We start from the raw sequence: 23,964 nt of genomic DNA, 5'->3' as shown, positions 1-23,964 counted from the left end.
CGTGCGGGGCGAAATCGGGGCTAAGCGTCAGGCAACCGGGATGGCACGATGTTGTGGTTGCGGCTGAAGAGGTTGTCCGGGTCGTATCGCTGCTTGAGGCTGAGGAGACGCCCGTACTTATCGGGGCCGTACGTCAGGCGTGCCGCCTGGACGTCCGGCCGCTCCTCGCTGCCCAGGAAGTTAAGGTATTCCCCCTGTTCGGCGAAAGGCTGCATCCGTCCGTGGGCCGCACGGGCAAATTCGGTGAGTCGGGCGTCGTCCTCGGGGCTGGGCCAGAACCCGTAGATGTTCAGCAGGTAGCGGGACGCCCGGCTGGGGTAGGCCGTTGCCTGCTCCGGGACGCTGGCGAAGGCTCCGCCCAGCAGGTGGATGTCGATTCCGGTGCCCTGCCAGGCGACCTTGGAAGCGAAGCCAATCACCACGTCAATGACTTCATCGTCGAGGCGCGAAAAAGAGGCGTTTTTCCAGTAGCCACGCGAGCCCTTTGGAAAGAGCCCGTCCATCGCACTTTGCCACTCCGGCCAGGACACAGGTCCCACCTCGTCCTGGTCAGGGGGTGCCGCATCGCGGAGCCTGCCGATGAGTTCCAGCCCGGGCTGATGGTCCGCGTTCGCCCAGGCGCAGCCGATGATCATCCAAGGTGCCGCGCCCAGCCCGAACTCCGGCGGGAAAACCAGGAAACTGAGGATCGGATTCATGTCCTCCGGCAGGTCCGTGGCCCAGGCCGCGAAACGCTGCAGGCCTTCCTTCCAGTGCTCGGGCCGGTAGAACAGGTTGGCGCCCAGGACGGGACCGGGCAGCCGGCGTGCCCTGAAGGTGAAGGAGGCCACGACGCCGAAATTTCCGCCGCCGCCCCGGAGTCCCCAGAAGAGCTCGCCGTTTTCCTCCGGGCCGGCATGCAGGTGTTCACCGGTGGCCGTCACCACGTCGGCGGACGCGAGGTTGTCCAGCGTCAGCCCGTTGCTGCGGGTCAGCCATCCCACGCCGCCGCCCAGGGTGAGCCCGGCGATTCCCGTCTGGCTGATGACGCCCACAGGGACGGCGAGGCCGTGGGCTGCCGTGGCCTGGTCAATGTCCGCCAGCGTGGCACCGGGTTCCGCGGTGACCAGCAGCGCTTCGGCGTCCACCGTGACGCGCCGCAGCCCGCCGAGGTCCAGCACCAGGCCGCCCTCAACGCTGCCGTGGCCCGCGATGTTGTGTCCGCCGCCCCGCACGGCCAGCACCAGGCCCGTGCTGCGGGCTGCGGCCAGGACGGGATCGATGTCTGCGATGGAGCCGGCGCGGGCGATGGCGCGCGGGCGAAGGTCCTGCATGCCGTTCCACACCCGCCGGGCCTCGTCATAACCTGGGTCGTGCGGTTCGAGCAGCGGTCCGCTGAGCTGTTGCCGCAGATCATTCAGTACCTCGGCGGTGTGGTCTTCTGCAGGAGGCGGTGTTGTCAGGTCCATGGGTGGCCTCGCCACTGGTTGCCGGAGCGTCGCTGGTCCGGCCGGAATCTCGGAAGGGGAAGCGCAAGGAACGGCGCTCAACTGCGGCAGTACTCCCAGTATCTGGCGGCGCCCCGGGAGGGTCAAGACACGGGTAGCCTTGGGCGCATGCAGAAAATATCGATCGCAGCCCTGGCCCGTCAGCAGCTCAGCGCGGCGCTCGCCGCCACTAACGGCCGCGCCGCAGACACCGTTTACGGGGGCCACGAGAAGATCCTGCGCCAGTCGGTGCTCGCCATGAAAGCCGGGACCCGGCTCAGCGAGCACAAGAATCCAGGCGACGCCACTCTCTATGTGATCAGCGGCTGCATCCGGCTCCACGCGGGGGCCGAGTCCTGGCAGGGCAAGCCCGGGGACCTGCTGATCGTTCCGCCGGGACTGCACAGCCTGGACGCTGAGGAGGACTCGACATTCCTGTTCACCGTGGCGAAGTACCGCGACTGACCTTCGGTTCCGGCACGTCCGCTGCCGCCGGCGGAACTGCCGCCGCCGGCGGCGTGCCGGGCTGGCCCGGTGTCCCGGGTGCGGTGCCGCTTGAGGGCTTGCGAATCCCGTCCGCTTCTTGTGCGCGTGGCGACGGCGCGGCTGCCCTGCCCGGGACGTATTCCGCTTCCGCGGAGGGCTCCTTGCCCGAGCCTGCACCGGCGCCGCCGGGGGTTCCGATGTGGCCCGGAGTTACGTCGGGTGCGGACGTCCCCGGCGGCAGGACTGCTGCAGGGGAAGGTACGGCGTCGGGAGCCGGATCAGGTATTTCCGCCGGCTGTGCGGGGGCCGGGGCCGGCGCCTGGGCCGGAGTCCGGACCGGCGGGGAGAACGACCGGACGATCGTGTCGATGGTCCCCTCCGCATGGCGCCGGACGGTTTCGTTCCCCGCGGCAGCTCCGCCGGCAATGCCCAGCGAAGCGGCCACGGCCAGGCTGGTGAGGGCCGCCTGCTTCTTCCGCGGACGCTTCCGTGTCCGGCCTGCCAGCGGGATCACCTTTGCGAAACCGGGTTCGGCCCCGTCCATCAGCGCCGCCAGCTCCGCGCACGGCACCGGAACCTCAGTAGTCCGGAAGGACCGCAGCCGGAGCAGCGCGTCCCGCAGCCCGTCGTCGTCCGCGGACCGCGCGTCGAAGCCCGCTTCGGCGAGAAGCGCGTCCACGTAGAGCCCGTCCTCGAGGCGGCGGCTCCGCCTGGTGTGTTCACTGGTCATGACGCGTCTTCCTTCAAAGAGGGACGGAGTTTGCGGAGCCGGCAGAGGGCGCGGCGCTGGAGCTGCTTGATGGCGCCGGTGGTTTTCCCCATGATTTCGGCGGTGGTTTCGAGCGACAGGTCGGCGACGATCCGCAGTGCCAGCACCTCCTGCTGGTCCGGCTGCAGAGTCCCCAGGAGTTCTTTGACGTTCTCGGTGGACGCGGCGGCCACCACCTGGTCCTCGGCGGAAGCGGCACGGCGCGGGTCGGCATCGGGGTCGTAACCGGTGCTGAAGGGGGTCTTCACCCGGCGCCGGCACTCGTCCACGTAGCGGGCGTGGGCGATGGAGAAGGCGAGGGATTTGGCTCCGCGGGCGCCGCCGTCGAGCCCGTCCAACTGCGGGTAGAGTGCCAGGAATACTTCCTGGGTCATGGCCTCGGGATCTTCGACGTCCCGGGCGCGCAGGTAGCTCAGGACCGCCGGAGCGAGCTCCCTGTACACAGCACAAAAGGCGCCCTCACCGGCCTGGCGCTGCGCCTGTGCCTCATGGCTGATCTCTTCTTGCATCCGCCCCCCTGCGGCAGATACCCCTGCGGGACATCGTTGGGATGGCGCCGCACCGGGAGGAAAAAACCGCCCCGGTGCGGCGTGCCCGCTCCTTAAAGCAGGCTACTCCTAGCCGTGGTGGGAGTGCTTGGCGCTGTTGCCCTGGTGGCCTGCGCCACCGCTGGAGCCGGGCGAACCGTGGCCGCCGTTAGCGCCATTGGAGGCCGGCGCGCCTTCGTTCTGCAACTCAACGTTTTGCGGCTGCACGGTGCCCTCACCGTCATCCGTGCCGTCGTCCGTGCCGTCATCCGTGCCGCCGTCCGTGCCGTCGTCGACACTTCCGTCATCGATGTCCTGCGGGGCGGGGATGGTGGCGCAGTAGTCGACGATCGCCTCATCGCCGCCGGCCACCTCCATCAGGACGGTGTAGGCGGTGGAGGTGGAGCTCAGGCCGCCGTGCTCGAACGCGTTGCACAGGCCCACGGCTGCCGGTCCGGTGACGTCAGGGCCAACCGGGGTGGCGGTGGGGCTTTCCTCGGGGTCATCCGTTTCCGTGGGCTCGGGTTCCGGATCATCGGTAGGTTCCGGCTCAGCCGTTTCGGTCCCGGTCGGTTCCGGGTCCGGAGATTCGGTTTCAGTCTCCGTGGGGGTGGGCTCCGGGGCTTCAGTTTCAGTGGGATCGGGCGCCGGTGACTCCGTAATCGGCGCCACCGGGGTGTCCCCGTGTGAGTCGGCCATTGCCGCGACCCCAGTGCCGCCGACGGCCAGTGCGCCCGCCGCGAGTGCGGTCATAATCAGCTTGTTGCCTGAAAAGGTGAAGTAAGACATGAGACCCTCCGTTGACGAATTTTATGGATTGCGTTCAACTTCGCGGGATGTCCCCGCACTTACTGGATCGAAAATCCGGTCACTGGGGTTACGGGTTTTAGAAAAAAGTTTGACGAAGTTGTCATACGCTGGCGACCGGCCGCGTGTCCGGCCAGGCCTGGCCGCGGGGTCCGGGCGGGTATGTGTGTTTCCCGGCCGGCGCGATCACCGGCGGTACCGTCAGGACATGACAGCCTCCGCTAAGCCGTGTTACGCCTGTCATTCCAAGGCGGCTCAAAGTAAGTTGGAGGGGATGACCGCGCCCGCTGTGGAAGCGGCGGGCTGCCGACGCCGGGAGGCCACCATGCACTTTGTCCCACCAGTTCCGGGCTGCTTCGGGGAGGCGGCAGCGTGAGCGCGCCGTTGCGGGTCAGCCTGCCTGAACAAAACCTGCTGGAGGCTCTGGAGCCGATGCCCGGCGTGGAGTTTGTGCTGTGGGATCTGTCCGGTCCCGCGCCCGAAGGCCGGCTGGACCTGGTGGTTCCGCCGTACATGGGCAAGTCGTCCGTGCTGGCCGCGCTGGAAGGCGTGGACGTGGGGCTGGTGCAGAGCCAGTCGATCGGGTACGACGGCGTGGCGGACGTCCTGCCCCCGGGTTGCGTTTTCGCGAACGCGGCGGGGGTCCATGAGACATCAACCGCTGAGCTCACCGTAGGCATGATGATCGCCGCACAGCGCGGGCTCCCCGATTTCGCGCGCAACCAGGCGGCAGGTGTCTGGGACAACGCCCAGCGGCCAAGCCTGGCGGACCGGCGGGTGCTGCTGGTGGGCTACGGGGGAGTGGGCAAGGCGATCGAGGCGCGGCTGCTGCCGTTCGAAACCGTGATCACGCGGATGGCCAGCCGGGCCCGCGAGGACGCCGCCGGGACCATCTACGGGATCGATTCGCTGTACGAACAGCTGCCCCTGCACGACATCGTGGCGGTCAGCGTGCCGCTGAGCGAGCAGACCCGGCAGCTGGTGGATGCCAAGTTCCTGGCGGCGATGCCGGACGGTGCCCTGCTGGTGAACGTGGCCCGCGGACCCGTAGCGGACACCGACGCGCTGTTGGCCGAGACTTCCTCGGGGCGGCTCCGTGCGGCCCTGGACGTTACCGACCCGGAGCCGCTGCCGGCGGACCACCCGCTCTGGACCAGCCCCGGTGTGCTGATCACCCCGCATGTCGGGGGCGCCAGTTCCGCCATGTTCCCGCGCATGGTCAAGCTGGTCCGGAAGCAGATCGGGCTGCTGCAGGAGGGCAAGGACCCGGTCAACGTGGTGCTCCCCTGACCCTACGTTGCGGTGGCTATTCCGCTTGCACGCGTTCAGTCCCATAATGGCCTCGTAAGCAGGTGGCCGCCCCGGCAAACGGCGCGACGGGCGGCCTCGCGGCCCGGGCCGCTGCAACGGCGGGACCGAACCGGGGGAGAGCATCGCCATTACATGCGGCAAGGAGAATCGTCATGCTCAAAGATCTGGATGTCATGCCCGTGTTGCCGGCCAAGGACATTAACCGGGCCAGGGACTTCTACCGGGACAAGCTGGGTTTGGAGCCTGCCACCGTCGTCGACGAGGACAACCTCATATACCGCTGCGGCAACGGCTCCGGCTTCCTCCTCTACCGGACGGATAACGCCGGGACCGCGAAAAACACGCAGATGGGCTGGGCCACCAGCGACGTTGACCGCGAGGTCGAAGAGCTGCGGGGCCGCGGCGTCGTCTTCGAGGAGTACGACTTCCCGGGCCTCAAGACCGAGAACGGCATTGCCACGCTCCCGGACCTGGGGAAGGCAGCCTGGTTCCTTGACAGCGAGGGCAACATCCTGAACATCTCGTCGCTGCCGTAACGGCAGGCTTCGGAAGCCATCCGCGCCTGTTCCGCGCGTGCGGGAAGCGATGTGCCGGCACCTGCCGATGTCCTGACGGAGGCTGGCCGCCCGGACGTGGCAAGGGACCCTTCCCCCGCGGGGAAGGGTCCCTTGGTGTCCGGCCAGGCCGGCGTGAAACTGCTAGCGGTTGGAGCATGCTCCGGCTTTGAAACCGGGGTGCGGGTTGCCGTTCTGGCCAGGGATGCACTGCTTGTCTCCCGGGCCCGGCTGATCTGCCAGGGCGGGGGTGGCAACGGCAGTGCCGCCGAGGGTCAGCGCAGCTGCCAAGGTGATCATCGAGAGCTTTCGCATTGACTTTCTCCTTCTGCTCTTAACTGCTGAACCACGCGCGGCAGAGCAAGAGGGAGGCGTTTCACGGACCCCCAGTAGCCCGTATCGCGCACCGGGGGTTTTCCCCGGTTGTGGCGGGTCCGCTATGGGCGGCCCCTGGGAGCGGTGTGCGTACTCCCTCATTCGTGATTAATAGTAAGTATGCTGATAATCAACATCTCGGAGAAAATTTCCCGCCCGTGCCCGGCAGCGCAGGATCCGCGCAGGAGTCCGGAAGCATTGGCCAAGGTCGGCCAGAACCGCCCAATCCGGCGGACGCAGCCCGGTAGGCTCGTCGCTGGCGCGGGACGAACTCGTCCGCGCCGGACACCATTTACGGCACCTACCTGGGGGAATCTGCCATGCCCAACCACCACTCGCTGCCCGGCTCCCGCGCCCTGCTGGCCGCCAGAAAGTGCGCCGCCGCCGTCGTACTTTCCCTGTTCCTGGGGTTCTTCACTACCGGAATGCCCGCGTTCGCAGAAAGCACGACGGCGGACGCGCAGCCAGAGGTCCAGGCCGCCGACCTTCTGGCCACCCTCCCCGTCAAGGGCCGTGCGCCGAAGACCGGCTACGAGCGCTCGCTGTTCGGGCCCACCTGGGCGGACGTCGACCAGAACGGCTGCGACACCCGCAACGACATCCTCAACCGCGACCTGACTGACAAAACGTATGTCAACAGCGTTCCGTGCAAGGTCCAGTCGGGCACCCTCGCCGACCCGTATACCGGCACTGTGATCAGCTTTGTCCGCGGCACCACCACCAGCAGCGCCGTCCAGATCGACCACGTGGTAGCCCTCAGCGACGCCTGGCAGAAGGGTGCACAGCAGCTCAGCGCGGAAGTGCGCACCGCGTTCGCCAACGATCCGCTGAACCTCCAGGCCACGGACGGCCCCACCAACCAGCAAAAGGGCGACGGCGACGCCGCCACCTGGCTGCCCGGCAACAAGGGCTTCCGGTGCGAGTATGTGGCGCGGCAGGTGTCCGTGAAGGCGCGCTACAGCCTTTGGGTCACGCAGGCCGAACACGACACGATCGCCGCTGTCCTGGCCGGCTGCCCGGGCCAGTTGGCGCCGACGTCGGTGGCGCCTGCCGGGACCGCCGACGTCTACTTCGCCAACTGCGCGGAAGCGTACGACGCCGGTGCGGCGCCCCTTTATGCCGGATCGCCCGGCTACCGTTCGGGCCTGGACGGGGACGGCGACGGGGTGGCCTGCGAGGGCTGACCGGGCGCGGGCTACTCGGTGACGGCCACCGGAACCGGTTCGCCGGCACGCCCGGCCCGGGTGCCGCGGCGCCAATAGGCCGCCAGCGCGGCACCGGACACGTTGTGCCATACCGAGAAGATGGCCCCGGGCAGGGCTGCTTCCGGGGTGAGGTACTGGCGGGCGAGTCCTGCGGCGAGCCCCGAGTTCTGCATTCCCACTTCGATGGCCGTGGTGCGGCGGGCCGGGACGGGAAGCTTGAAAAGCCGGGCGGCGCCGTAGCCGAGGGCGTATCCCAGGCCGTTGTGCAGGATGACAGCGGCGAGCACCAGCAGGCCGGCGGCGAAGATCGCCTTCGCGCTGCCGGCCACCACCGCGGTGACCACCAGGGTGATTGCGAGCACCGAAATCCACGGCAGGGCGGGAAGGGCTTTGGAAACCAGTCCGGGGGCGAAACGCCGGATCACCAGGCCCACCATCACGGGGAACAGCACGATCTGCGCAATGGACCACGCCATCGCGCCGGCGTCCACGGGCATGTACTGGCCGGCCAGCCACAGCGCCAGGACCGGGGTCAGCAGCGGAGCGATCAGAGTGGACACGCTGGTCATCGCCACGGACAGTGCCACGTCACCCTTGGCCAGGTAGGACACCACATTGGACGCCGTGCCGCCCGGGCAGCAGCCCACCAGGATGACGCCGGCCGCCAGTGCGGGCGGCAGGCCCAGCGCCGCCGCAATCAGCCAGCCAAGGAACGGCATGACCGCGTACTGCGCCACCACGCCGATGACCACCGGAACCGGCCGCTTGGCAATGATGGCGAAGTCCGGCGGCGTCAGCGTCAGGCCCATGCCGAACATGATCAGTCCCAGCAGCGGGCTGATCCACGGTGCCAGCCCGGTGAAGGACGACGGCGATGCAAGGGCTATGGCTCCTCCCGCCAGGATCAGGAGCGGGAACAGGGTGACGGCGATGCGGGCGTTGCGTTCTTCGGCGCCGGTCGCCGGCGAGGAAGGCTTGGATTCGGGAAGCATACCTCCGGACTATCACACCGCGGGCCCGGTTCCGGAACTGTGTCGCCGCAGCTCAGCTGCCTGCACGCTGGATGGCGGGGCAGCCCGGCGGTACGGTTTACGCCGGTCAGCCCCCGAACGCCAGCCGGAAGACGCCGCGGAGGGTGAGCCGGCTGCGCCTTGTCACCGCCACGACGGCCGCCGACCCGGCCAGCAGCACCACGGCACCTGAGGCAGCGACGGCCCAGCGCGCGCCGAATTCGCCGCCCACCCAGCCCATCAGCGGCGCGCCGAGCGCGGTCCCGCCCTGCAGGACCGCCAGGTACAGCGCCAGCACCCGGCCGCGGAACTGCGGTTCGACGGAGAGCTGGATGCTGGTGTTGCAGCTGTTCAGGAAGGTGATGGTTGCCAGCCCCACCGGGACCAGCGCTGCGGCGTAGAGCCAGAACGACGGCGAAGCCCCGGCCAGCAGCGTGAAGAAACCGAGACCCAGCGCACCGCCCAGGAGGAACCGGAGGCGGGGTCCGGCGCGTCGGGCGGCCAGCAGTGCACCGGCCAGCGTGCCCACCGCCATGATCGAGCCCAGCAGGCCGAACTCGCCGGGGCCGGCATGGAATTCGGTGGTGGACATGAGCGCGTTGATGATGGTGAAATTCATGCCAAACGCACCCAGCACGCCTACCAGGATCATGATCATCATCAGGTCCGGCCGCCGCCGCACATAGCGCAGGCCCTCGGCAACCTTCCGCTTTCCGCGGACGGCCGGTGCTGCGGGGGAGAGCTCGGCCGTGCGGATGCGGAAGAGGGAAACCACGACGGCGGCGAAGCTGGCTGCGTTGAGCAGGAATACAGGACCGGTTCCCACCCACGCGATGAGCACCCCGGCGATGGCGGGACCGGTGAGGCGGGCGGTGTTGAAGGACGCGGAGTTCAGGGCCACGGCGTTGGAGACGTTCTCCTGGCCCACGAGTTCGGACACGAAAGCCTGCCGGGCCGGGGCGTCCAGGGCACTGGCCATGCCCAGGCTGAACGCGGCGAGATAGGCATGCCAGAGCTGTGCGGTGCCGGTGACCACCAGGAGGCCGATGGCCAGGCCGGTGGCTCCCATGGCCAGCTGGGTCCAAAGCAAGAGGATGCGTTTGCGGTATCGGTCCGCGAGAACGCCGCCGTAGGGACCCAGCAGGAGCATGGGGAGGAACTGGAGCCCGGTGGTGATGCCCACGGCCGTGCCGGAGTGGTTGGTGAGGACGGTCAGGACCAGCCAGTCCTGGGCCACCCGCTGCATCCACGTCCCAATGTTGGACACCAGTGCTCCGCCTGCCCAGATCCGGTAGTTGCGGTTTTCCAGGGCGCGGAACATAGGGGTCATTTGCCGCTCAGTTCCTGCATGATGCGGGCGGCGCGGCTGAGGGTGCGGCGGTCGTCTTCGCTGAGGCCGGCCACGCGCCGGGCCAGCCAGGCGGTCCTCTGGTTCCGGGCCTCCTCGAGGACGGTGCGTCCCGCGTCGGTGATCTCCACCTGGACCTGGCGGCCGTCGTCGGGATCGGTGCTCCGGGTGACGAAACCCTGGCCGGCGAGGGCGTTGACAATCCGGGTCATGGACGGAGCCTGCACGTGTTCCCGCTCGGCGAGAGCGCGGAGGGTGCGGGGTCCATCTTCGTTCAGCACGGCCAGAACGGTGTACTGGCCGGGGGTGATGGCCTCGCCGGTGGCCTCGACGCGGAGCCGGCGCGAGGTGCGCATCACGGCGGTGCGGAGGTCAATGGCGAGGGTGTCGTTGGGGTTCCGGGTCATGGAGGAGGCGCGCTTCCTTAATGGTTAGCACTGCTAATTAGCTTAGCTAACAGTATGCTCCCAAGCGCCCTTCGAGGCAACCGGCCAGGCGAAACAAGAGTGGACCATGACTTTAGTAAATCGATGGAAAAAACTGTTGACGGGCACCACTGCCCGGAGGAAGATTTCAAGCAGGGGCGGTAGCCGGAGGGCAGGAAACCACCCCACATGGTGTCCGTAGGGGATGGGCAATGGTCCAGAAAAATGTCCGCGAATGGCCCGCGAGATCACGCCACTGGCAAGACCGGCGCATATCCCTGACTCGGATCACCGGTGGCGAAACCATCGGACTGGGCGATGCGGTCAAAGACCTAACGACGTTGACCGGCATTCCGCCGTGCACGGGCTGCGAACAGCGCGCAGCCTTCCTGAACAGGCTTCTTCGCCTGCCTCGGCTCCGTCACAGGAACCGGTTGTAATTCATTCGCGTGATCCGCCGTCCCGGGCTGCCCGCCCGGCCCCAGTGGCGCGCACATTTTTCTCAGGAGGCGGCAATGCCGCAGCAAGTGGTTGTTACCGAGCGCTATTGGTGTCCTGGCGGCTGGCCGTGGGAATGGTTCGACACCTGCACCCGCCAGGTCACCAAGTGGTGCTACGACTTCAGTTGGGTCGAGGAGACAGGGTACGGAGTGGCCAGCCATCTGAAGGGCTGTGAAAACGGCACCCTCTATACGTGGTGGGCTTTTTCCTTCGGCATCTTTGGCACTACCCATTACGGTGGCGGACGGATGTGCTTCACCAGCCAGCTGAGCTCCTCCGGCCGCTGTGAGGGCTCCGCCGTTTCAGGCCTGAGCGTCACCGCCGCCCTCCCGCGCATCCAGTCGACTGCCCGCCGGCAGATCCGCAGGCCGGTGCACCGCCCGCTGGTCGAGGAAAAGGACCAGCGGTCGCCCGGCGACGGGGCGGGGCAGTAGTCCCATGCGCCCGACTCTGAACCTCGAGACCGTCCTGCAGGAACTGCACTGCCACGACGAAGGAGACGGCTGGGGCAACGCCGAGCCGTACATCTGGACGGTGTTCTTCAAAGTCGACGGCGACAATTTCGCCGTCGAGGCCGGTTCCGGCCTCATTGGTTCGCCGACAATCGTGTCCAGCAGCGGCAGCCACGGAAACCTCGGTGACACCGACGTGGATGCCGGTTACGACGTGCCGGTTCCGGATGCGGTGGGCCGCTGGTCCACCAAGCTCAAACCCATACCCATTAACGACGCGGTCCTCCGCTCCCTCCTGGGCGCTGACGACGTTCCCGCCATTGCCGGCGTCGTGGTTTCGGTGATGGAGGAGGACGGCTGGCCGGATTCCCTGGCCGACACCGGCTATGCGGCGTTCGTGGACGCGGTCCATCTTGCGGTGGTGAAGGTGGCCGCCAGCTTCCAGCGCGCGCTGGCCGCGCCCACCCCGCAGCAGATCAAGGACCAGATCGAGGTGGTGAAGGAATCCGCGGCGTCTTCGGTTCGTGCGGCGGTCAAGAACGCCATGTCCGGCTGGCAGCTCATCTGGTACGGCACCTTCGGCAATAACGACGACAGCGTGGGTACAGAGGCGTTCACCACCACCACCGATGAACTGGTGGACACCCCGGCCATCAATTTCAGCCGGCGCTGGTCCGGTGACGAGTCCGGCGACGGGGACTGGGAGCTGCGCGGGGTCTTCCGGGGCTTTCCGCAGGTGGACTGCAGCCTCGAGTCGCTGTTCGCGGTCAATGCTGCCGGCGGCTCCCCGCAGGATGCCGCACAGACCGGCAGTTTCGAGGCGATGCGGGCCTTCCGGGAAGGTGGCTTCCGCGAATTTCCCGGGCTGGGAGCATGGTGGGCGGAGTTCACGACGGCTAGCCCGGCGCTCGCGGACATTGCCGCAAAGCGGCCGGAGGTCCAGGATGCGCTGAACGGCTTGCTGCACGACGCCGGCACCTGGCTTGGCGACCAGTCTGCGCCAATCGACGGGGCGGCGAGGGAACGCCTGGACACGGTCCTGGACGCGGTGTCGGGGGACGCTTCGGCGCACACCCGAAGGGTGGTCCGCCAGGCAAAGCGCCTGGTGGAACGGCTGGACGGGGTTGCGTTCGGGGACGCGCTGCGGATGGCCTCCGAACTCAAGCCGGTGGGGCGGACGCCCCGAGGTGCACCGCGCCCTGAGGAGCCGTTCGTCGTGTAATTCCTACCGCTCGGCGCGGCTGCCATGCATTCCTGTGTGATCTGCATCATGATTGCGTGAGGCGTGGGCCAATCAGGGTCTTTCGCCTCTGGCACACTGGCCTCTGACGCCGTCGATAAACAGGAGAAAATGTATGGGCTTACTGGACCGTGACCACTCCATCGCCCCGCCGGGCTTCAACCGCTGGCTCGTGCCGCCGGCGGCGCTCGCGGTGCATCTGTGCATCGGCCAGGCTTATGCCACCAGCGTCTACAAGACGGCGCTGGTCAAGCATTTCGAAGCCAGCCTGACCGAAATCGGCATTATTTTCTCGATCGCCATCGTGATGCTGGGCCTGTCGGCGGCGATCATGGGCACCTGGGTGGACACGAAGGGCCCGCGCAAGGCCATGTTCACGTCCGCTGTTTTTTGGTCCAGCGGCTTCCTGATCGGCTCACTGGGCATCTTCACGCACCAGTTGTGGCTGGTCTACCTCGGCTACGGCGTAGTGGGCGGCATCGGCCTGGGCATCGGCTACATTTCGCCGGTGTCCACGCTGATCAAGTGGTTCCCCGACCGCCCGGGCCTGGCCACCGGCATGGCGATCATGGGCTTCGGCGGCGGCGCGCTGATCGCCAGCCCGGTCTCCACGGCCCTCCTGAAGATGTACGACCCCGGCTCCGGAGCCCAGGGCTGGGTTGCCAGCGGTGACGCCGTGGGCAAGCTCTTCCTGACCCTGGCCGTCGTTTACCTGGCCTATATGCTGTTCGGCGCGTTCACCATCAAGGTCCCCGCGGAAGGGTGGCGGCCTGCCGGCTTCGACCCGGCCAAGGTCAAGAAGGCCGCACTGGTCACCACGGAGAACGTCTCGGCCAGGAATGCGATCAGGACCAGGCAGTTCTGGCTGGTCTGGATTGTGCTGTTCTGCAATGTCACCGCCGGGATCGGCATTCTGGAGCAGGCCGCGCCGATGATCCAGGACTTCTTCCGCCAGTCCGACGGCGTCTCCGCGGTGACCGCCGCGGTCGCCGCCGGCTTCGTGGGCCTGCTCTCGATCGGCAACATGGTGGGCCGCTTCGTATGGTCCTCCACCTCGGACATCACCGGCCGCAAGCGGATCTACATGGTCTACCTGGGCGTCGGTGCCGTCCTGTACACGGTGCTGGCGCTGGCCGGCTCCAGCACCACGGTCCTTTACGTAGCGCTGGCCTTCGTGATCATTTCCTTCTACGGCGGCGGGTTCGCCACCGTTCCGGCCTACCTGCGGGACCTGTTCGGCACTTTCCAGGTGGGCGCCATCCACGGCCGTCTGCTGACCGCGTGGTCTGCCGCCGGCGTGGCCGGGCCGCTGATCGTCAATGCGTTCCTGGACGCCCAGGGCAAGCCGGGCGAGCTGACCGCCGCGTCCTACCAGCCGGCGCTGCTGACCATGGTGGCCCTGCTGGTGATCGGCTTCCTGGCGAACCTGATGGTGAAGCCCGTTGACCACCGATTCCATGAACCCCGCCACGACCGCGGCCGGGAACCCGAAGCTGCAATGGAGGCCTGAGATGAGCACTGAATACACGCCCGGGGCGCAGGCGCCCGTCAAAGTCTCCGCCGGGAGGCTCGCCATTGCCTGGACCCTGGTGGGAATCCCGCTGGCCTATGGCGTCTTCCAGACGCTGACGCGGGTGGCCGCGCTGTTCGGCTGACGCAACCAGCATAAGGCGGGTGCCGCCGTCGTGAATCCACGACGGCGGCACCCGCCTTTTGCGTGTCAGAAGCCAATTCCTTCACGGCTCACAGGCAAGGTTTCCCCACCGTCTTGACAGGGATGTGACCCAGGCCTCATTATCGAGTGCATAGTAATTGATGCACTGCATAAAAATTTCAGCGACGACCTGTCGCTCGGCATGAGGAGACAAAGATGACTTCCAAAAAGATGGTCCGCTGGGGCGGCGCCGCTCTCACCGCCGCACTCACGGCGTTCTCTCTTGCGGCCTGTGGCACAGGGGGCGGCCCGGCTGCCGAGGGCCAGAAAAAGGTGATCGGCGTCTCCGTGGCGGACCAGAAGTCCCTTTTCTATGTGGCTGAGGTGGCGGGCATCAAGGACGAGGCGGAAAAGCTCGGCTACGAGGTGAACATCACTTCCGCCAACAACGACTCTTCGGCCCAGGTCAAGCAGGTCAACGACCTCCTGACCAAGGAGATCGGCGCCTTGATCTTCACCTCCCAGGATTCCACCGCGGCGGCTGCGGGCGTCCGTGCTGCCAACAAGGCCGACGTGCCGGTGGTTGCCGTGGACCAGCGGCCTGAGTCCGGACAGGGTGATCTCGCCACTTACATCGCCACCGACAGCGTCAAGGCCGCCTACGAGCTCTGCACGTGGATGTTTGAGCAGATCGGCGGCTCAGGCGAGATCGCTATCCTTCACGGCGTGCTCGGGTCCACCGCGGAGATCCAGCGCACCGAGGGATGCCAGAAGGCCCTGAAGGAGACGCCGGAGATCAAGGTCGTCGCCGAGGAAACGGCGAACTGGGATGAGACCGAAGCCTACAAGGCCACCCAGAACATCCTCACGGCGAACCCCAACCTGAAGGCCGTGTTCGGCGAGAGCGACGCGATGTCCCTCGGTGCCTCCAAGGCAGCCAAGGCCGCCGGCAAGAAGATCTTCTCCGTTGGCATCGACGGCTTCCCCACCATGTTCGATGCGGTCGCGAGCGGCCTGACCCAGGCAACCATGGCACAGCAGCCCTACATGATGGGCCAGCTCGCCGTGCGCAACGCTGTGGCGCTCATGGAGGGCAAGGGCCAGGACATCCCGAAGGAGCAGTACCAGGACACGGTGCTGATCAACAAGGAAACGGTCACCAAGCACAAGGTCGAAGACTTCTACGGCCCGGACGCCCAGTCCTTCAAGTGATCCTGCCATGACCACTCAACCAGTTTCTGCCGGCCTCGAGGGCACCGGCCTGATGAAGGCCTACTCCGGGGTGACGGTCCTGAAATCAGTCGATTTCCGGGTCGCACCGGGCACGGTCGTCGGACTCGTGGGCGAGAACGGCGCAGGCAAGTCCACGCTCAGCTCGATCATCACCGGCGTGGTGAAGCCCGACGGCGGCACCATGCGGCTGGACGGGGCGGAATACGCTCCGTCCAGCCCCGCCGAGGCCCTGCGGCAGGGTGTGGCGCTGATCCACCAGGAGACGCGCCTCATCCAGGACCTCTCCGTCGCCGAGAACATCTTCCTCGGACGCCTCCCGCGCCGCTTCGGCCGGGTGGACTGGGAACTTGTCCGCCGCGAGTCACGGAAGGCCTTGGATTCACTCGGCGTGGACCTCGACGTCCGCCGCCCAGTCCGCGGCCTCTCGATGGCCATGCAGCAGGAAATCGAGATCGCCAAGGCCCTCAGCCGCCGCCCGCGGTACGTCGTCTTCGACGAGCCGTCAGCTTCGCTTGGCGAGTCGGAAACCGAGCACGTCCTCGACCGGATCCGTGCCCTGCGGACCGCGGGCGCCGGCGTCGTCTATATCTCCCACCGCCTCGACGAGGTCCGGGAGGTGGCCGACGAAATCGTGTGCCTGCGTGACGGTTCACGGGTGCAGTCCTGGAGCTCGGGAGACGTGGACAAGGGAAAGATCATCAACGCGATGGTGGGACGCGAGTTCACCTACGAGCACGTTCCGCCGCAGCCCAGCCGCGAAACCACCGTGCTGGAGGTCAGGGATCTCGGGCGGCGCGGCGTGTTCGCGGACATCAACTTCGAACTGGCGGCCGGGGAAGTCCTCGGGATTGCGGGCCTCGTCGGTGCAGGACGGACCGAGGTGGTCCGGGCCATCGCAGGTGTGGACCGGCCGGATTCGGGCGAAGTCCTCCTGGAGGGCCGCAAGCTTCCCTGCAGCAGCCCCCAGTCGGCCATCCGTGCCGGAGTGGTGATGGTTCCTGAGGACCGCAAGGGCCAGGGCCTCAACCTGGACCGCACGGCAGAGGAAAACGTAACCCTTCCCTGGGAGCGCGACCTCGCCCGCAAGGGCCTGATCACCCGCAAGGTCGTGCGCGACGTCGCCGGGGCACAGGCGCGGCGCCTCGATGTCCGCGGCAACATGGCCCTCCCGGTGAAGTCGATGTCCGGCGGCAACCAGCAGAAGGTCCTGATCGGCAAATGGCTGGTCAAGGATCCGAAGGTCCTCATCATCGACGAACCCACCCGCGGCGTCGACGTCGGCGCCAAGATGGCCATCTACGAAATCATCCGCTCCCTCGCGGCTGAAGGGATGTCCGTCATTGTCGTCTCCTCCGAGCTTGACGAGGTCCTGGGGCTCTCGCACCGGGTCCTGGTGATGTCGCAGGGCCGGCAAAAAGGAATCCTCCGCCGGGGCGAAGCAACCCCGGAGTCCGTCATGTCACTCGCCGTGCACTCTTCGGAATCCACGGCCTCCCCCCTTAGTTCCCAGCAGTAGAAAGAGCAGCAGCCATGCGAACCACAACGGATCACTCCATCCAAAAGAGGTCCCCAGGACGCGGAGGCCCGGCCCCGGAAGGCTCGGGAACGGACAGCAGGCGGGACGGGGCAGCGGGCCGCGGCCCCGGCGGGATTGCCGCCAGTGTGCTCCGCCGCGTGCCGGGGCCGCTCATCGGCCTCGTCGCCGTGATGGTCGCGTTGTCCATCATGTCGCCGTACTTCCTGACGTGGCGCAACCTCTCCAACGTGATCACGCAAAACGCGGACATCGGCATCATGGCCGTTGGCGCAGCCCTGGTCATCCTTATCGGCGGCATCGACCTGTCCGTGGGGTCCACGCTGGCCCTGTCGCTCATGACCAGTGCATGGCTCTACCGTTCCGCCGGCCTGCCGTTCGAGCTGTGCGTCATTCTCGGTCTCGCCGTTGGCGCGGCCGTGGGCTTCATCAACGGCGTGCTCTCGACCTACGGCCGCATCCAGCCCTTCGTTGCCACCCTGGCCACGATGTCCGCTGCCGCCGGCCTGGCGCTCTACCTGACCAACGGCAACCCGATCAACGGCTTCCCGGAGTGGTACCTGGCCATCACCAGCAACGACATCCTGGGTCTCCCGCTTGAAGGAATCATCATGGTGGCCACGTTCCTCATCGCGGCGTACTGGCTCCGCTTCCGTCCTTCCGGCCGCGCCCTCTACGCCATCGGCGGGAACGCCGAAGTGGCGCGCCTCTCCGGGCTCAACGTCACACGCATCAAGATCGGCGTATACGTGGTGGCAGGCTTCCTCGCAGCCCTCGCCGGCGTCATCGTCGGCTCCCGGCTCGACTCTGCCCAGCCCACGGCCGGTACAGCCGACCTCCTGAACGTCATTGCCGTTGTCGTGATCGGCGGCGCAAGCCTCTCCGGCGGCTCGGGCGGCATGCTGAACACCTTCATCGGGCTCCTCATCATCGGTGTCCTGAACAACGGCATGTCGCTGCTGAACGTTTCCCCGAACCTGCAGCCGGTGGTCATCGGCGTCGCGATCATCATCGCCGTCCTGACCGACCGGGCCAGCCGCTCCCGACACGGCGCCTGACGGCGCACCCCTGTTCCGAGAGGACACCATGACCACCGACACCTACGTCGTAGAGCCCATAGAGGAACTGATCGCCGGGGCCGACCCCGACCAGACGCTCGCCCCCTGCGGACTCCGGCAGCTCATCATTGGCCCCGGCGCCGTTGCGGCAGTGGCCGACGAGGTCACCCGGCTCCTGCCGGCCGCGCAGCCTGAGGGCGCAGAGAACCAGGGCACGCGGCCCCGGGTCTCGCTCCTGGTGGACCGTACCCGGATCGTACGCTCCGGGGAGGACGTCAAAGACCTGATCCAGGCCCAGCTCGCGGCCCGGTTCGCCGTGGTCCGCACCGTGCTGGACGACGGGCACGCCGAACTGCACGTCGTGGACAGCGTGCTCGACGAGGCTGCCGGCGTGGTCCTCGGCGCGGATGCCGTGGTCGCCGTCGGCGGCGGAACCATCAGCGACATCGCAAAGGTGGCCGTCCAGCGCGCCGGGGCTGCCGGAACCACGCCGGTCCTGGTGTCAGTACAGACGGCGGCCTCCGTGGACGGCTACACCGACGACGTCTCCGTCGTCCTGCGGGACGGCGTGAAGCGCACGGTCCCCTCGTGCTGGCCCGACGCCGTTATCTCCGACACGGACGTCATCGCAGAGGCGCCCGAAGCCATGAACCGTGCCGGGTTCGGAGAGATGACGTCCATGCTGGTTGCCCCGGCGGACTGGCGCTTGGCTTACCTGGTGGGCACCGATCCGACCTACAAGCCCAGCGCCGTGCGCCTGCTCGGCATGGTGGGCAAGGACCTGGAAAACTGGAGCTCCGGCGTCCGGGAGGCAGAGCCGGAATCCGTGGGTGCCCTCGCCCGCGCCCTGGCCCTGCGCGGCATCGTCACCGGCGTCGCCGGGACCACCGCAGTCCTTTCCGGCGTGGAACACCTGATCAGCCACATGCTCGACCAGTACCATGGCGCCCACGACCAGCCCATCGGTTTCCACGGCGCCCAGGTGGGGGCCGGTTCCGTCATCGCCGCCAGCGCCTGGGACATGCTGTTCGAAAGGCTCGCCGCGGCGCCCGGAACCCGGCCGGACGTGGCCACCCTGGACCATGCAACCGCAAGGCGGAAGGTCCTCGGCGCCTTCGAACGCGTCGATCCGACCCTGCGCGTGGCCGAAGAATGCTGGCGCGACTACTCCGCCAAACTCGATACCGTGGGGCGCGGGCTGCCCCGCGTCGGAGCGCTGCTGGAGGGCTGGGCCGACGTCCGGGACGAACTCCGCGGGCTCGTCCGGCCCGCAGACTCCCTCGCCGCGGCGCTCGCGGGCGCCGGAGCCGCCGTCACACTGTCCGGTCTTGAGCCGTCGGTGGACGCCGAACTGGGCCGCTGGGCGGTGGAGAACTGCGCCCTCATGCGGAACCGCTTCACCGTGGTGGACATGCTGACGCTCCTCGGCTGGTGGGAAGACGCGGACGTGGATGAGGTGCTGGAGCGTGCCGCCCGCGCCGCCGCAGCTGCCGAAGCGGGAAGGAACTGAAACCGTGCAGCCTGACTATGTGATCGGCGTCGACTGCTCCACCACGGCGGCCAAGGCCGTTGTCTGGAACGCGCGCGGTGAAGCCCTCTCGCAGGCGCGCTGCGCCTTCGGCCTCAGCCAGCCCCGGCCCGGTTGGGGCGAGCAGAACGCGGAGGACTGGTGGACTGCCTCGGCTGAAGCGATCCGGCGGGCAGCCCAGACGGTGGACACCTCCCGCATCGGAGCCCTGAGCATCACTCATCAGCGGGAAAGCTTTGTCTGCCTGGATGACGACGGCATTCCGCTCCGGCCGGCGATGCTGTGGCTCGACACCCGTGCCACCGCGGAGGTGGCCGCCTTCGGCACCGACGAGGTGCACCGCCTCACCGGTAAGCCCGCCAACCCCACGCCGGCCTGGTACAAGCTGCACTGGCTCGCGGCCAATGAACCGGACACCATGGCCCGCATCGGCAAGGTAGTGGATGTCCACGGGTTCCTGGTCCAGCGCCTCACCGGCGCGTGGCTCACCTCGTGGGCATCGGCAGACCCGCTGGGCCTGGTGGACATGTCCACCTTCGATTACGACGACGGCCTGGTCGCAGCGGTGGGGCTCCACCGTGGTCAGCTCAGCGGGCTCCGGCCACCCGGCAGCGTCCTTGGCAATTTGACGGACGACGCCGCCGCGCGCCTGGGCCTGCCGTCGGGAGTTGCCGTCGTGGCCGGCGCCGGGGACGGGCAGTGCGCGCAGTTGGGTGCCGGTGCCACCACGGGCGGCCGGGCCTACCTCAACCTGGGCAGCGGGATCGTGTCGGGGACCTTCTCGGACCACTATTCCCATGCGCGGGAGTACAGGACACTCTCCGCTGCGGTCCCGGGGGCCTATACTCTCGAGACCTTCATCGGCGGCGGGACCATCAACCTGGGCTGGTTCGTCGAGAAGTTTTCCGGGCTCGACGCCCAGGGACTCGGCCTGGGGCTGAGCCCCGAGCAGATACTGGAAACCGCGGCGGCGGCGTTGCCCCCGGGTTCCGAAGGCCTGCTGGCGCTGCCGTACTGGACAGGTGCCCTCACCCCGTACTGGGACCACAATGCACGTGGTGCCCTGGTGGGCCTGACGGGGATTCACGGCAAGGCGCACGTGTACCGGGCACTGCTTGAGGGCCTCGCGTTCGAACAGCGGCTCCTGACGACCGGCGCGGAAAAGGCCCTGGCAGAACCGGTGGCCGAAGTGGTTGCCCTGGGCGGCGGATCCCGCAGCCCGGTATGGTGCCAGATCATCGCCGACGTCATGCAGCGCAGCGTGTCCGTGGTGCGCGACCCGGAAAGCACCTGCCTGGGCGCGGGAATGCTGGCCGCGGCCGCCGTCGGCATCCACGACTCCGTGGACACCGCCGCAAAGGCGATGAGCGGAACCGGGCTCTCCTACGAGCCCCAACCCGCCGCGGCCGCAGCCTATGAGCGGCTTTACGACGTCTACCGCGATATCTACCCGGCCAACCGGGCTGTATTCGCCAAACTTGCGGAGGCAACCCGATGACGGCCCCGACCACCCTGACCGCCAGGCCCGTGCGGGCCTACGCAGGCTACCTCTTCGACCTGGACGGCACCATCTACCTCGGCGACGAGCTGCTGCCGGGTGCCGCGGAGCTGGTGCACGGCCTCCGGGAGGCCGGACGGGAAACACTGTTCCTCTCCAACAACCCCACGAAGAACCCGCAGATGTACGCGGACAAGCTGACCAGGCTGGGCCTTCCCACTCCCGTCGACCGCATCGTGAACCCCTTGGTCACCATCGTCGCGTGGCTGCGGAAGGAAGCGCCGGAGGCAGGAGTCTTCGTCATCGGCGAAGAGCCGCTCCAGGAGGCCATCCGCTCGGCCGGCTTCCGGCTGACGGAGGACCCCCGCGAGATCGACGTGGTGGTGGCGAGCTATGACCGGAGCTTCGACTACCGCAAGCTCCAGATCGCCTTCGATGCGCTCTGGCAGCACCGCCGGGCGCGCCTGGTGGCGACGAACCCGGATGCCTACTGCCCCATGCCGATGGGCCGCGGAGAGCCTGATGCTGCCGCTGTCATCGCCGCCATCGAGGCGTGCACCGGCGTGCGGTGCGAGGCAAACGTCGGGAAACCGGCGGGGGTCATGCTGCAGACTGCCCTGGACGTCCTGGGGCTGCCCGGGCAGGACTGCGTCATGGTGGGGGACCGGCTGCAGACCGACATCGCCATGGCGGTGGACGCCGGCATCGATTCGGCGCTGGTCCTGACGGGGGAGGCCACGGTGGAGATGGCGGGCCTGCTGCCTCCCGAGCGGCAGCCGACCCTCGTGCTGCCGCGCATTGACGCCCTTTTGGAGCCTTTCCGGGCCTCCTAGGGGGCTTCCCCGCGAAGCAGGGGCAGTTTGAGCGGCCGAAGCTATTGCCAGTTCGGCTACCTAACAATAGAATTAGAATTCATAGCTTGAATATTTACTCAGAAAGGAACCGTGATGGATCTTTCATCGCAGGATTTGCTGGAGATGCAGCGGCGCATGTTGCGTATCCGCCGGTTTGACGAGCGGGCGTCCAAGATGGTCAAGCGCGGCCAGATCCCTGGCACCGTGCACACCAGCATCGGGCAGGAGGCCCAGGTGGTCGGTGCGTGTATGGCACTCGGTGACGGGGACTACATGTCCGGCAACCACCGCAGCCACGGCCACCCGATCGGAAAGGGCTCCCCGCTGGGACCGCTCATGGCAGAGCTGGTGGGCAAGGCCACGGGCGTGTGCCAGGGCAAGGGCGGGTCGCTGCACTTGGCCGATTTCGCCGTCGGAAGCCTTGGAGAGTCCGGCATTGTCGGATCCTCGATTCCCATCGCCACCGGCGCCGCACTCTCCAGCAAGGTGCTGGGCAACGGCAAGGTTTCCCTGGCGTTCTTCGGCGACGGCGCCGCAAACCAGGGCTGCCTGTACGAGGCGATGAACATCTCCGGCGTCTGGAACCTGCCGGTGGTGTTCCTCTGTGAGAACAACCAGTACGCACTGTCCACCCCCGCCCACACGGTGACCTCCGGCGTGATCGCGGACCGCGCCGCCGGCTTCGGTATGCCGGGCGTCCGGGTGGAGGACGGCCAGGACGTGCTCGCGGTATTCGAAGCGGTCACGGCCGCCGTCGACCGTGCCCGCCGGGGCGAGGGCCCCTCCCTCGTGGAAGTGGTCACCTACCGCTTCAACGAGCACTCCGAGGGCCTGCGCCTGGGCACCGACTACCGCAACGCCGAAGAAAAGGCCGCCTGGGTCGAACGCGACCCCATCGTCCTGTTCCGCCAGTACCTCGAGCGCGAAGGGATCGCCACGGCGGAGGAACTCGACGCCTTGGAAGCGGAAGTCCTGGCCGAGGTGGACGAGGCCGTCCGCTTCACGGACGAGAGCCCCTACCCGGACCCCAGCGTCGCATTCAAAGACCTCTACACCGAGCCGATCGGAGCAATCGCATGACTGTCATGAGCTACCTTGGCGCCATCGGCGCAGCCCAGCGCGAGGCCATGGAGGCCGACGAGCGGGTCGTCATTATTGGCGAGGATGTCGAAGCCAACGTTTACGGCACCACCGGCGCGGGCAAGTCGCGCAAGGACAAGGGCGACTTCCTGGAGATGTTCGGGGCCAACCGCATCCGCAACACTCCCATTTCCGAGGAAGTCATTGTCGGGGCCGCAATCGGCGCCGCGATGACCGGGCTGCGTCCCATCGTCGACCTCTCGTACTCGAGCTTCCTCTACATGGCCATGGACCAGTTTGTGAACCAGGCCGCCAAGAACCGGTACATGTTCGGCGGCCAGGCGTCCATCCCGGTGGTGTTCCGTTCGGCCATGTTCTACGGTCTGAACACCGGCGCGCACCACTCGGACCGGCCGTACCCGATGTTTATGAACGTTCCCGGGCTGAAGATCATCGTTCCGTCCAACCCGTATGACGCCAAGGGCCTGCTCCGCACCGCCGTGGATTCAGACGACCCGGTCCTGACCTTTGAGGCCTGCATGCTCTGGGGCAGCAAGGGCGAGGTCCCGGAGGAGGAGTACAAGATCCCCTTCGGCCAGGCCAACGTGGCCCGTACCGGTGACGACGTGACCGTCGTCGCGATCTCCAGTGCCGTTCCGGAAGCCCTCGCGGCCGCCGAGACCCTGGCGGGGGAAGGCGTCTCGGTGGAAGTTATCGACCCGCGCACCCTGGTCCCGTTCGACAGCGAAGCAGTCATCCGGTCCGTCCAGCGCACCGGCCGGCTGGTCATCGCCGACCCGGCACACCGCACCTGCTCCGCCGCGGCAGAGATTTCCGCCATCGTGGCCGAGGAAGCGTTTGAGTCCCTGCGGGCTCCGATCATGCGGGTCACCACACCCGATACCCAGATTCCGTTCAGTCCCGCCCTCGAGAAGCAGCTCTACCCGAACCGGACGAAGATCGAGGACGCTGTCCGCCGGATCACGGGACTCATGGCGAACACCCTGAACAACGAACTCACATCGCCCGCACCGCGCATGTGACACCCC

The 23,964-nt window shown here is 67.5% G+C and carries 24 protein-coding genes; 16 read left to right on the top strand and 8 right to left on the bottom strand.

Going from position 1 to position 23,964, the window contains the following annotated elements; genetic code table 11:
* Positions 1 to 20 precede the first annotated feature (20 nt).
* Complete coding sequence (locus tag ACIQCN_RS10555) at positions 21 to 1,448, bottom strand: FAD-binding oxidoreductase (RefSeq protein WP_400610811.1); 1,428 nt, start codon at positions 1,446 to 1,448, stop codon at positions 21 to 23.
* A gap of 147 nt (positions 1,449 to 1,595) precedes the next feature.
* Between ACIQCN_RS10555 and ACIQCN_RS10550 the strand changes: the two genes are divergently transcribed.
* Entirely contained in the window at positions 1,596 to 1,931 is a 336-nt protein-coding gene (locus ACIQCN_RS10550; protein ID WP_400608002.1) for a cupin domain-containing protein, read from the top strand.
* Here the strand turns inward: ACIQCN_RS10550 and ACIQCN_RS10545 are convergent.
* From ACIQCN_RS10545 to ACIQCN_RS10535, 3 genes are all read right to left on the bottom strand, one after another.
* Positions 1,906 to 2,682: a hypothetical protein gene (locus ACIQCN_RS10545; protein ID WP_400610810.1), complete on the bottom strand. Its 777-nt coding sequence runs from the start codon at positions 2,680 to 2,682 to the stop codon at positions 1,906 to 1,908. The two genes, ACIQCN_RS10550 and ACIQCN_RS10545, sit on opposite strands and share 26 nt — an antisense overlap.
* Positions 2,679 to 3,230: an RNA polymerase sigma factor gene (locus ACIQCN_RS10540; protein WP_400607997.1), complete on the bottom strand. Its 552-nt coding sequence runs from the start codon at positions 3,228 to 3,230 to the stop codon at positions 2,679 to 2,681. The genes ACIQCN_RS10545 and ACIQCN_RS10540 overlap by 4 nt, the downstream gene beginning before the upstream one ends.
* 108 nt (positions 3,231 to 3,338) lie before the next feature.
* Entirely contained in the window at positions 3,339 to 4,037 is a 699-nt protein-coding gene (locus tag ACIQCN_RS10535; protein ID WP_400610808.1) for a hypothetical protein, read from the bottom strand.
* A gap of 390 nt (positions 4,038 to 4,427) precedes the next feature.
* Here ACIQCN_RS10535 and ACIQCN_RS10530 point away from each other — a divergent pair, with 390 nt between their 5' ends.
* Positions 4,428 to 5,345, top strand: a complete 918-nt coding sequence (locus tag ACIQCN_RS10530; protein ID WP_400610806.1) for a 2-hydroxyacid dehydrogenase — start codon at positions 4,428 to 4,430, stop codon at positions 5,343 to 5,345.
* A 173-nt stretch (positions 5,346 to 5,518) separates the two neighbouring features.
* Positions 5,519 to 5,902 (top strand): VOC family protein, encoded by a 384-nt coding sequence (locus tag ACIQCN_RS10525; RefSeq protein WP_400607989.1) that lies wholly within the window; start codon positions 5,519 to 5,521, stop codon positions 5,900 to 5,902.
* 162 nt (positions 5,903 to 6,064) lie between these two features.
* On the opposite strand, the gene ACIQCN_RS10520 is transcribed toward ACIQCN_RS10525, so the two are convergent.
* Positions 6,065 to 6,235 (bottom strand): hypothetical protein, encoded by a 171-nt coding sequence (locus ACIQCN_RS10520; RefSeq protein WP_400610804.1) that lies wholly within the window; start codon positions 6,233 to 6,235, stop codon positions 6,065 to 6,067.
* Between the two features lie 380 nt (positions 6,236 to 6,615).
* Between ACIQCN_RS10520 and ACIQCN_RS10515 the strand changes: the two genes are divergently transcribed.
* Positions 6,616 to 7,479 (top strand): DUF1524 domain-containing protein, encoded by an 864-nt coding sequence (locus tag ACIQCN_RS10515; protein WP_400610802.1) that lies wholly within the window; start codon positions 6,616 to 6,618, stop codon positions 7,477 to 7,479.
* 11 nt (positions 7,480 to 7,490) lie between these two features.
* Here ACIQCN_RS10515 and ACIQCN_RS10510 read toward each other — a convergent pair whose 3' ends face one another.
* The 3 genes from ACIQCN_RS10510 to ACIQCN_RS10500 all read right to left on the bottom strand — a co-directional run bounded on the left by ACIQCN_RS10510 (position 7,491) and on the right by ACIQCN_RS10500 (position 10,265).
* Positions 7,491 to 8,492: a bile acid:sodium symporter family protein gene (locus ACIQCN_RS10510; protein ID WP_400610800.1), complete on the bottom strand. Its 1,002-nt coding sequence runs from the start codon at positions 8,490 to 8,492 to the stop codon at positions 7,491 to 7,493.
* Between the two features lie 106 nt (positions 8,493 to 8,598).
* Entirely contained in the window at positions 8,599 to 9,840 is a 1,242-nt protein-coding gene (locus ACIQCN_RS10505; RefSeq protein WP_400610798.1) for an MFS transporter, read from the bottom strand.
* Positions 9,837 to 10,265, bottom strand: coding sequence for a MarR family winged helix-turn-helix transcriptional regulator (locus ACIQCN_RS10500; RefSeq protein WP_400607974.1), 429 nt, complete (start codon positions 10,263 to 10,265; stop codon positions 9,837 to 9,839). The genes ACIQCN_RS10505 and ACIQCN_RS10500 overlap by 4 nt, the downstream gene beginning before the upstream one ends.
* A 533-nt stretch (positions 10,266 to 10,798) precedes the next feature.
* Here ACIQCN_RS10500 and ACIQCN_RS10495 point away from each other — a divergent pair.
* The 12 genes from ACIQCN_RS10495 (at position 10,799) to ACIQCN_RS10440 (ending at position 23,958) form a co-directional block, all read left to right on the top strand.
* Positions 10,799 to 11,218 (top strand): hypothetical protein, encoded by a 420-nt coding sequence (locus ACIQCN_RS10495; RefSeq protein WP_400607971.1) that lies wholly within the window; start codon positions 10,799 to 10,801, stop codon positions 11,216 to 11,218.
* 4 nt (positions 11,219 to 11,222) lie between these two features.
* Positions 11,223 to 12,458 carry a hypothetical protein gene (locus ACIQCN_RS10490; protein WP_400610796.1) on the top strand — a complete coding sequence of 412 codons (1,236 nt, stop codon included), beginning with the start codon at positions 11,223 to 11,225 and terminating at the stop codon, positions 12,456 to 12,458.
* A 133-nt stretch (positions 12,459 to 12,591) separates the two neighbouring features.
* Positions 12,592 to 13,986 carry an OFA family MFS transporter gene (locus tag ACIQCN_RS10485; RefSeq protein ID WP_400610794.1) on the top strand — a complete coding sequence of 465 codons (1,395 nt, stop codon included), beginning with the start codon at positions 12,592 to 12,594 and terminating at the stop codon, positions 13,984 to 13,986.
* A gap of 1 nt (position 13,987) precedes the next feature.
* A complete protein-coding gene (locus tag ACIQCN_RS10480; RefSeq protein ID WP_400607962.1) occupies positions 13,988 to 14,131 on the top strand; it encodes a hypothetical protein in 144 nt (47 codons plus the stop codon).
* A 215-nt stretch (positions 14,132 to 14,346) separates the two neighbouring features.
* The gene (locus ACIQCN_RS10475; protein WP_400607959.1) at positions 14,347 to 15,342 is read left to right on the top strand and encodes a substrate-binding domain-containing protein; all 996 of its coding nucleotides are present in this window, start codon (positions 14,347 to 14,349) and stop codon (positions 15,340 to 15,342) included.
* A gap of 7 nt (positions 15,343 to 15,349) precedes the next feature.
* Positions 15,350 to 16,879, top strand: coding sequence for a sugar ABC transporter ATP-binding protein (locus tag ACIQCN_RS10470; RefSeq protein WP_400607956.1), 1,530 nt, complete (start codon positions 15,350 to 15,352; stop codon positions 16,877 to 16,879).
* A gap of 14 nt (positions 16,880 to 16,893) precedes the next feature.
* The gene (locus tag ACIQCN_RS10465; protein WP_400607953.1) at positions 16,894 to 17,955 is read left to right on the top strand and encodes an ABC transporter permease; all 1,062 of its coding nucleotides are present in this window, start codon (positions 16,894 to 16,896) and stop codon (positions 17,953 to 17,955) included.
* Between the two features lie 28 nt (positions 17,956 to 17,983).
* Positions 17,984 to 19,465 carry an iron-containing alcohol dehydrogenase gene (locus ACIQCN_RS10460; RefSeq protein ID WP_400610792.1) on the top strand — a complete coding sequence of 494 codons (1,482 nt, stop codon included), beginning with the start codon at positions 17,984 to 17,986 and terminating at the stop codon, positions 19,463 to 19,465.
* Between the two features lie 4 nt (positions 19,466 to 19,469).
* Positions 19,470 to 20,981: an FGGY-family carbohydrate kinase gene (locus ACIQCN_RS10455; protein WP_400607949.1), complete on the top strand. Its 1,512-nt coding sequence runs from the start codon at positions 19,470 to 19,472 to the stop codon at positions 20,979 to 20,981.
* The gene (locus ACIQCN_RS10450) at positions 20,978 to 21,814 is read left to right on the top strand and encodes an HAD-IIA family hydrolase (RefSeq protein WP_400607947.1); all 837 of its coding nucleotides are present in this window, start codon (positions 20,978 to 20,980) and stop codon (positions 21,812 to 21,814) included. The genes ACIQCN_RS10455 and ACIQCN_RS10450 overlap by 4 nt, the downstream gene beginning before the upstream one ends.
* 114 nt (positions 21,815 to 21,928) lie before the next feature.
* Positions 21,929 to 22,915, top strand: a complete 987-nt coding sequence (locus ACIQCN_RS10445; protein WP_400607944.1) for a thiamine pyrophosphate-dependent dehydrogenase E1 component subunit alpha — start codon at positions 21,929 to 21,931, stop codon at positions 22,913 to 22,915.
* Entirely contained in the window at positions 22,912 to 23,958 is a 1,047-nt protein-coding gene (locus tag ACIQCN_RS10440) for an alpha-ketoacid dehydrogenase subunit beta (protein ID WP_400607942.1), read from the top strand. The genes ACIQCN_RS10445 and ACIQCN_RS10440 overlap by 4 nt, the downstream gene beginning before the upstream one ends.
* Positions 23,959 to 23,964 lie beyond the last annotated feature (6 nt).

The organism is Pseudarthrobacter sp. NPDC092424 (assembly GCF_044754925.1).
In the GTDB taxonomy this organism is placed as follows: domain Bacteria; phylum Actinomycetota; class Actinomycetes; order Actinomycetales; family Micrococcaceae; genus Arthrobacter.
Note: the sequence above shows the minus strand (reverse complement) of the source record. Positions and strands in the feature narration are given on the sequence as shown.

Bases quoted from the DNA above. Each gene is read 5' to 3' on its own strand.
- ACIQCN_RS10555 (WP_400610811.1), bottom strand. From the start codon at position 1,448: ATGGACCTGACAACACCGCCTCCTGCAGAAGACCACACCGCCGAGGTA.
- ACIQCN_RS10550 (WP_400608002.1), top strand. From the start codon at position 1,596: ATGCAGAAAATATCGATCGCAGCCCTGGCCCGTCAGCAGCTCAGCGCG.
- ACIQCN_RS10545 (WP_400610810.1), bottom strand. From the start codon at position 2,682: ATGACCAGTGAACACACCAGGCGGAGCCGCCGCCTCGAGGACGGGCTC.
- ACIQCN_RS10540 (WP_400607997.1), bottom strand. From the start codon at position 3,230: ATGCAAGAAGAGATCAGCCATGAGGCACAGGCGCAGCGCCAGGCCGGT.
- ACIQCN_RS10535 (WP_400610808.1), bottom strand. From the start codon at position 4,037: ATGTCTTACTTCACCTTTTCAGGCAACAAGCTGATTATGACCGCACTC.
- ACIQCN_RS10525 (WP_400607989.1), top strand. From the start codon at position 5,519: ATGCTCAAAGATCTGGATGTCATGCCCGTGTTGCCGGCCAAGGACATT.
- ACIQCN_RS10520 (WP_400610804.1), bottom strand. From the start codon at position 6,235: ATGCGAAAGCTCTCGATGATCACCTTGGCAGCTGCGCTGACCCTCGGC.
- ACIQCN_RS10515 (WP_400610802.1), top strand. From the start codon at position 6,616: ATGCCCAACCACCACTCGCTGCCCGGCTCCCGCGCCCTGCTGGCCGCC.
- ACIQCN_RS10510 (WP_400610800.1), bottom strand. From the start codon at position 8,492: ATGCTTCCCGAATCCAAGCCTTCCTCGCCGGCGACCGGCGCCGAAGAA.
- ACIQCN_RS10505 (WP_400610798.1), bottom strand. From the start codon at position 9,840: ATGACCCCTATGTTCCGCGCCCTGGAAAACCGCAACTACCGGATCTGG.
- ACIQCN_RS10500 (WP_400607974.1), bottom strand. From the start codon at position 10,265: ATGACCCGGAACCCCAACGACACCCTCGCCATTGACCTCCGCACCGCC.
- ACIQCN_RS10495 (WP_400607971.1), top strand. From the start codon at position 10,799: ATGCCGCAGCAAGTGGTTGTTACCGAGCGCTATTGGTGTCCTGGCGGC.
- ACIQCN_RS10490 (WP_400610796.1), top strand. From the start codon at position 11,223: ATGCGCCCGACTCTGAACCTCGAGACCGTCCTGCAGGAACTGCACTGC.
- ACIQCN_RS10485 (WP_400610794.1), top strand. From the start codon at position 12,592: ATGGGCTTACTGGACCGTGACCACTCCATCGCCCCGCCGGGCTTCAAC.
- ACIQCN_RS10480 (WP_400607962.1), top strand. From the start codon at position 13,988: ATGAGCACTGAATACACGCCCGGGGCGCAGGCGCCCGTCAAAGTCTCC.
- ACIQCN_RS10475 (WP_400607959.1), top strand. From the start codon at position 14,347: ATGACTTCCAAAAAGATGGTCCGCTGGGGCGGCGCCGCTCTCACCGCC.
- ACIQCN_RS10470 (WP_400607956.1), top strand. From the start codon at position 15,350: ATGACCACTCAACCAGTTTCTGCCGGCCTCGAGGGCACCGGCCTGATG.
- ACIQCN_RS10465 (WP_400607953.1), top strand. From the start codon at position 16,894: ATGCGAACCACAACGGATCACTCCATCCAAAAGAGGTCCCCAGGACGC.
- ACIQCN_RS10460 (WP_400610792.1), top strand. From the start codon at position 17,984: ATGACCACCGACACCTACGTCGTAGAGCCCATAGAGGAACTGATCGCC.
- ACIQCN_RS10450 (WP_400607947.1), top strand. From the start codon at position 20,978: ATGACGGCCCCGACCACCCTGACCGCCAGGCCCGTGCGGGCCTACGCA.
- ACIQCN_RS10445 (WP_400607944.1), top strand. From the start codon at position 21,929: ATGGATCTTTCATCGCAGGATTTGCTGGAGATGCAGCGGCGCATGTTG.
- ACIQCN_RS10440 (WP_400607942.1), top strand. From the start codon at position 22,912: ATGACTGTCATGAGCTACCTTGGCGCCATCGGCGCAGCCCAGCGCGAG.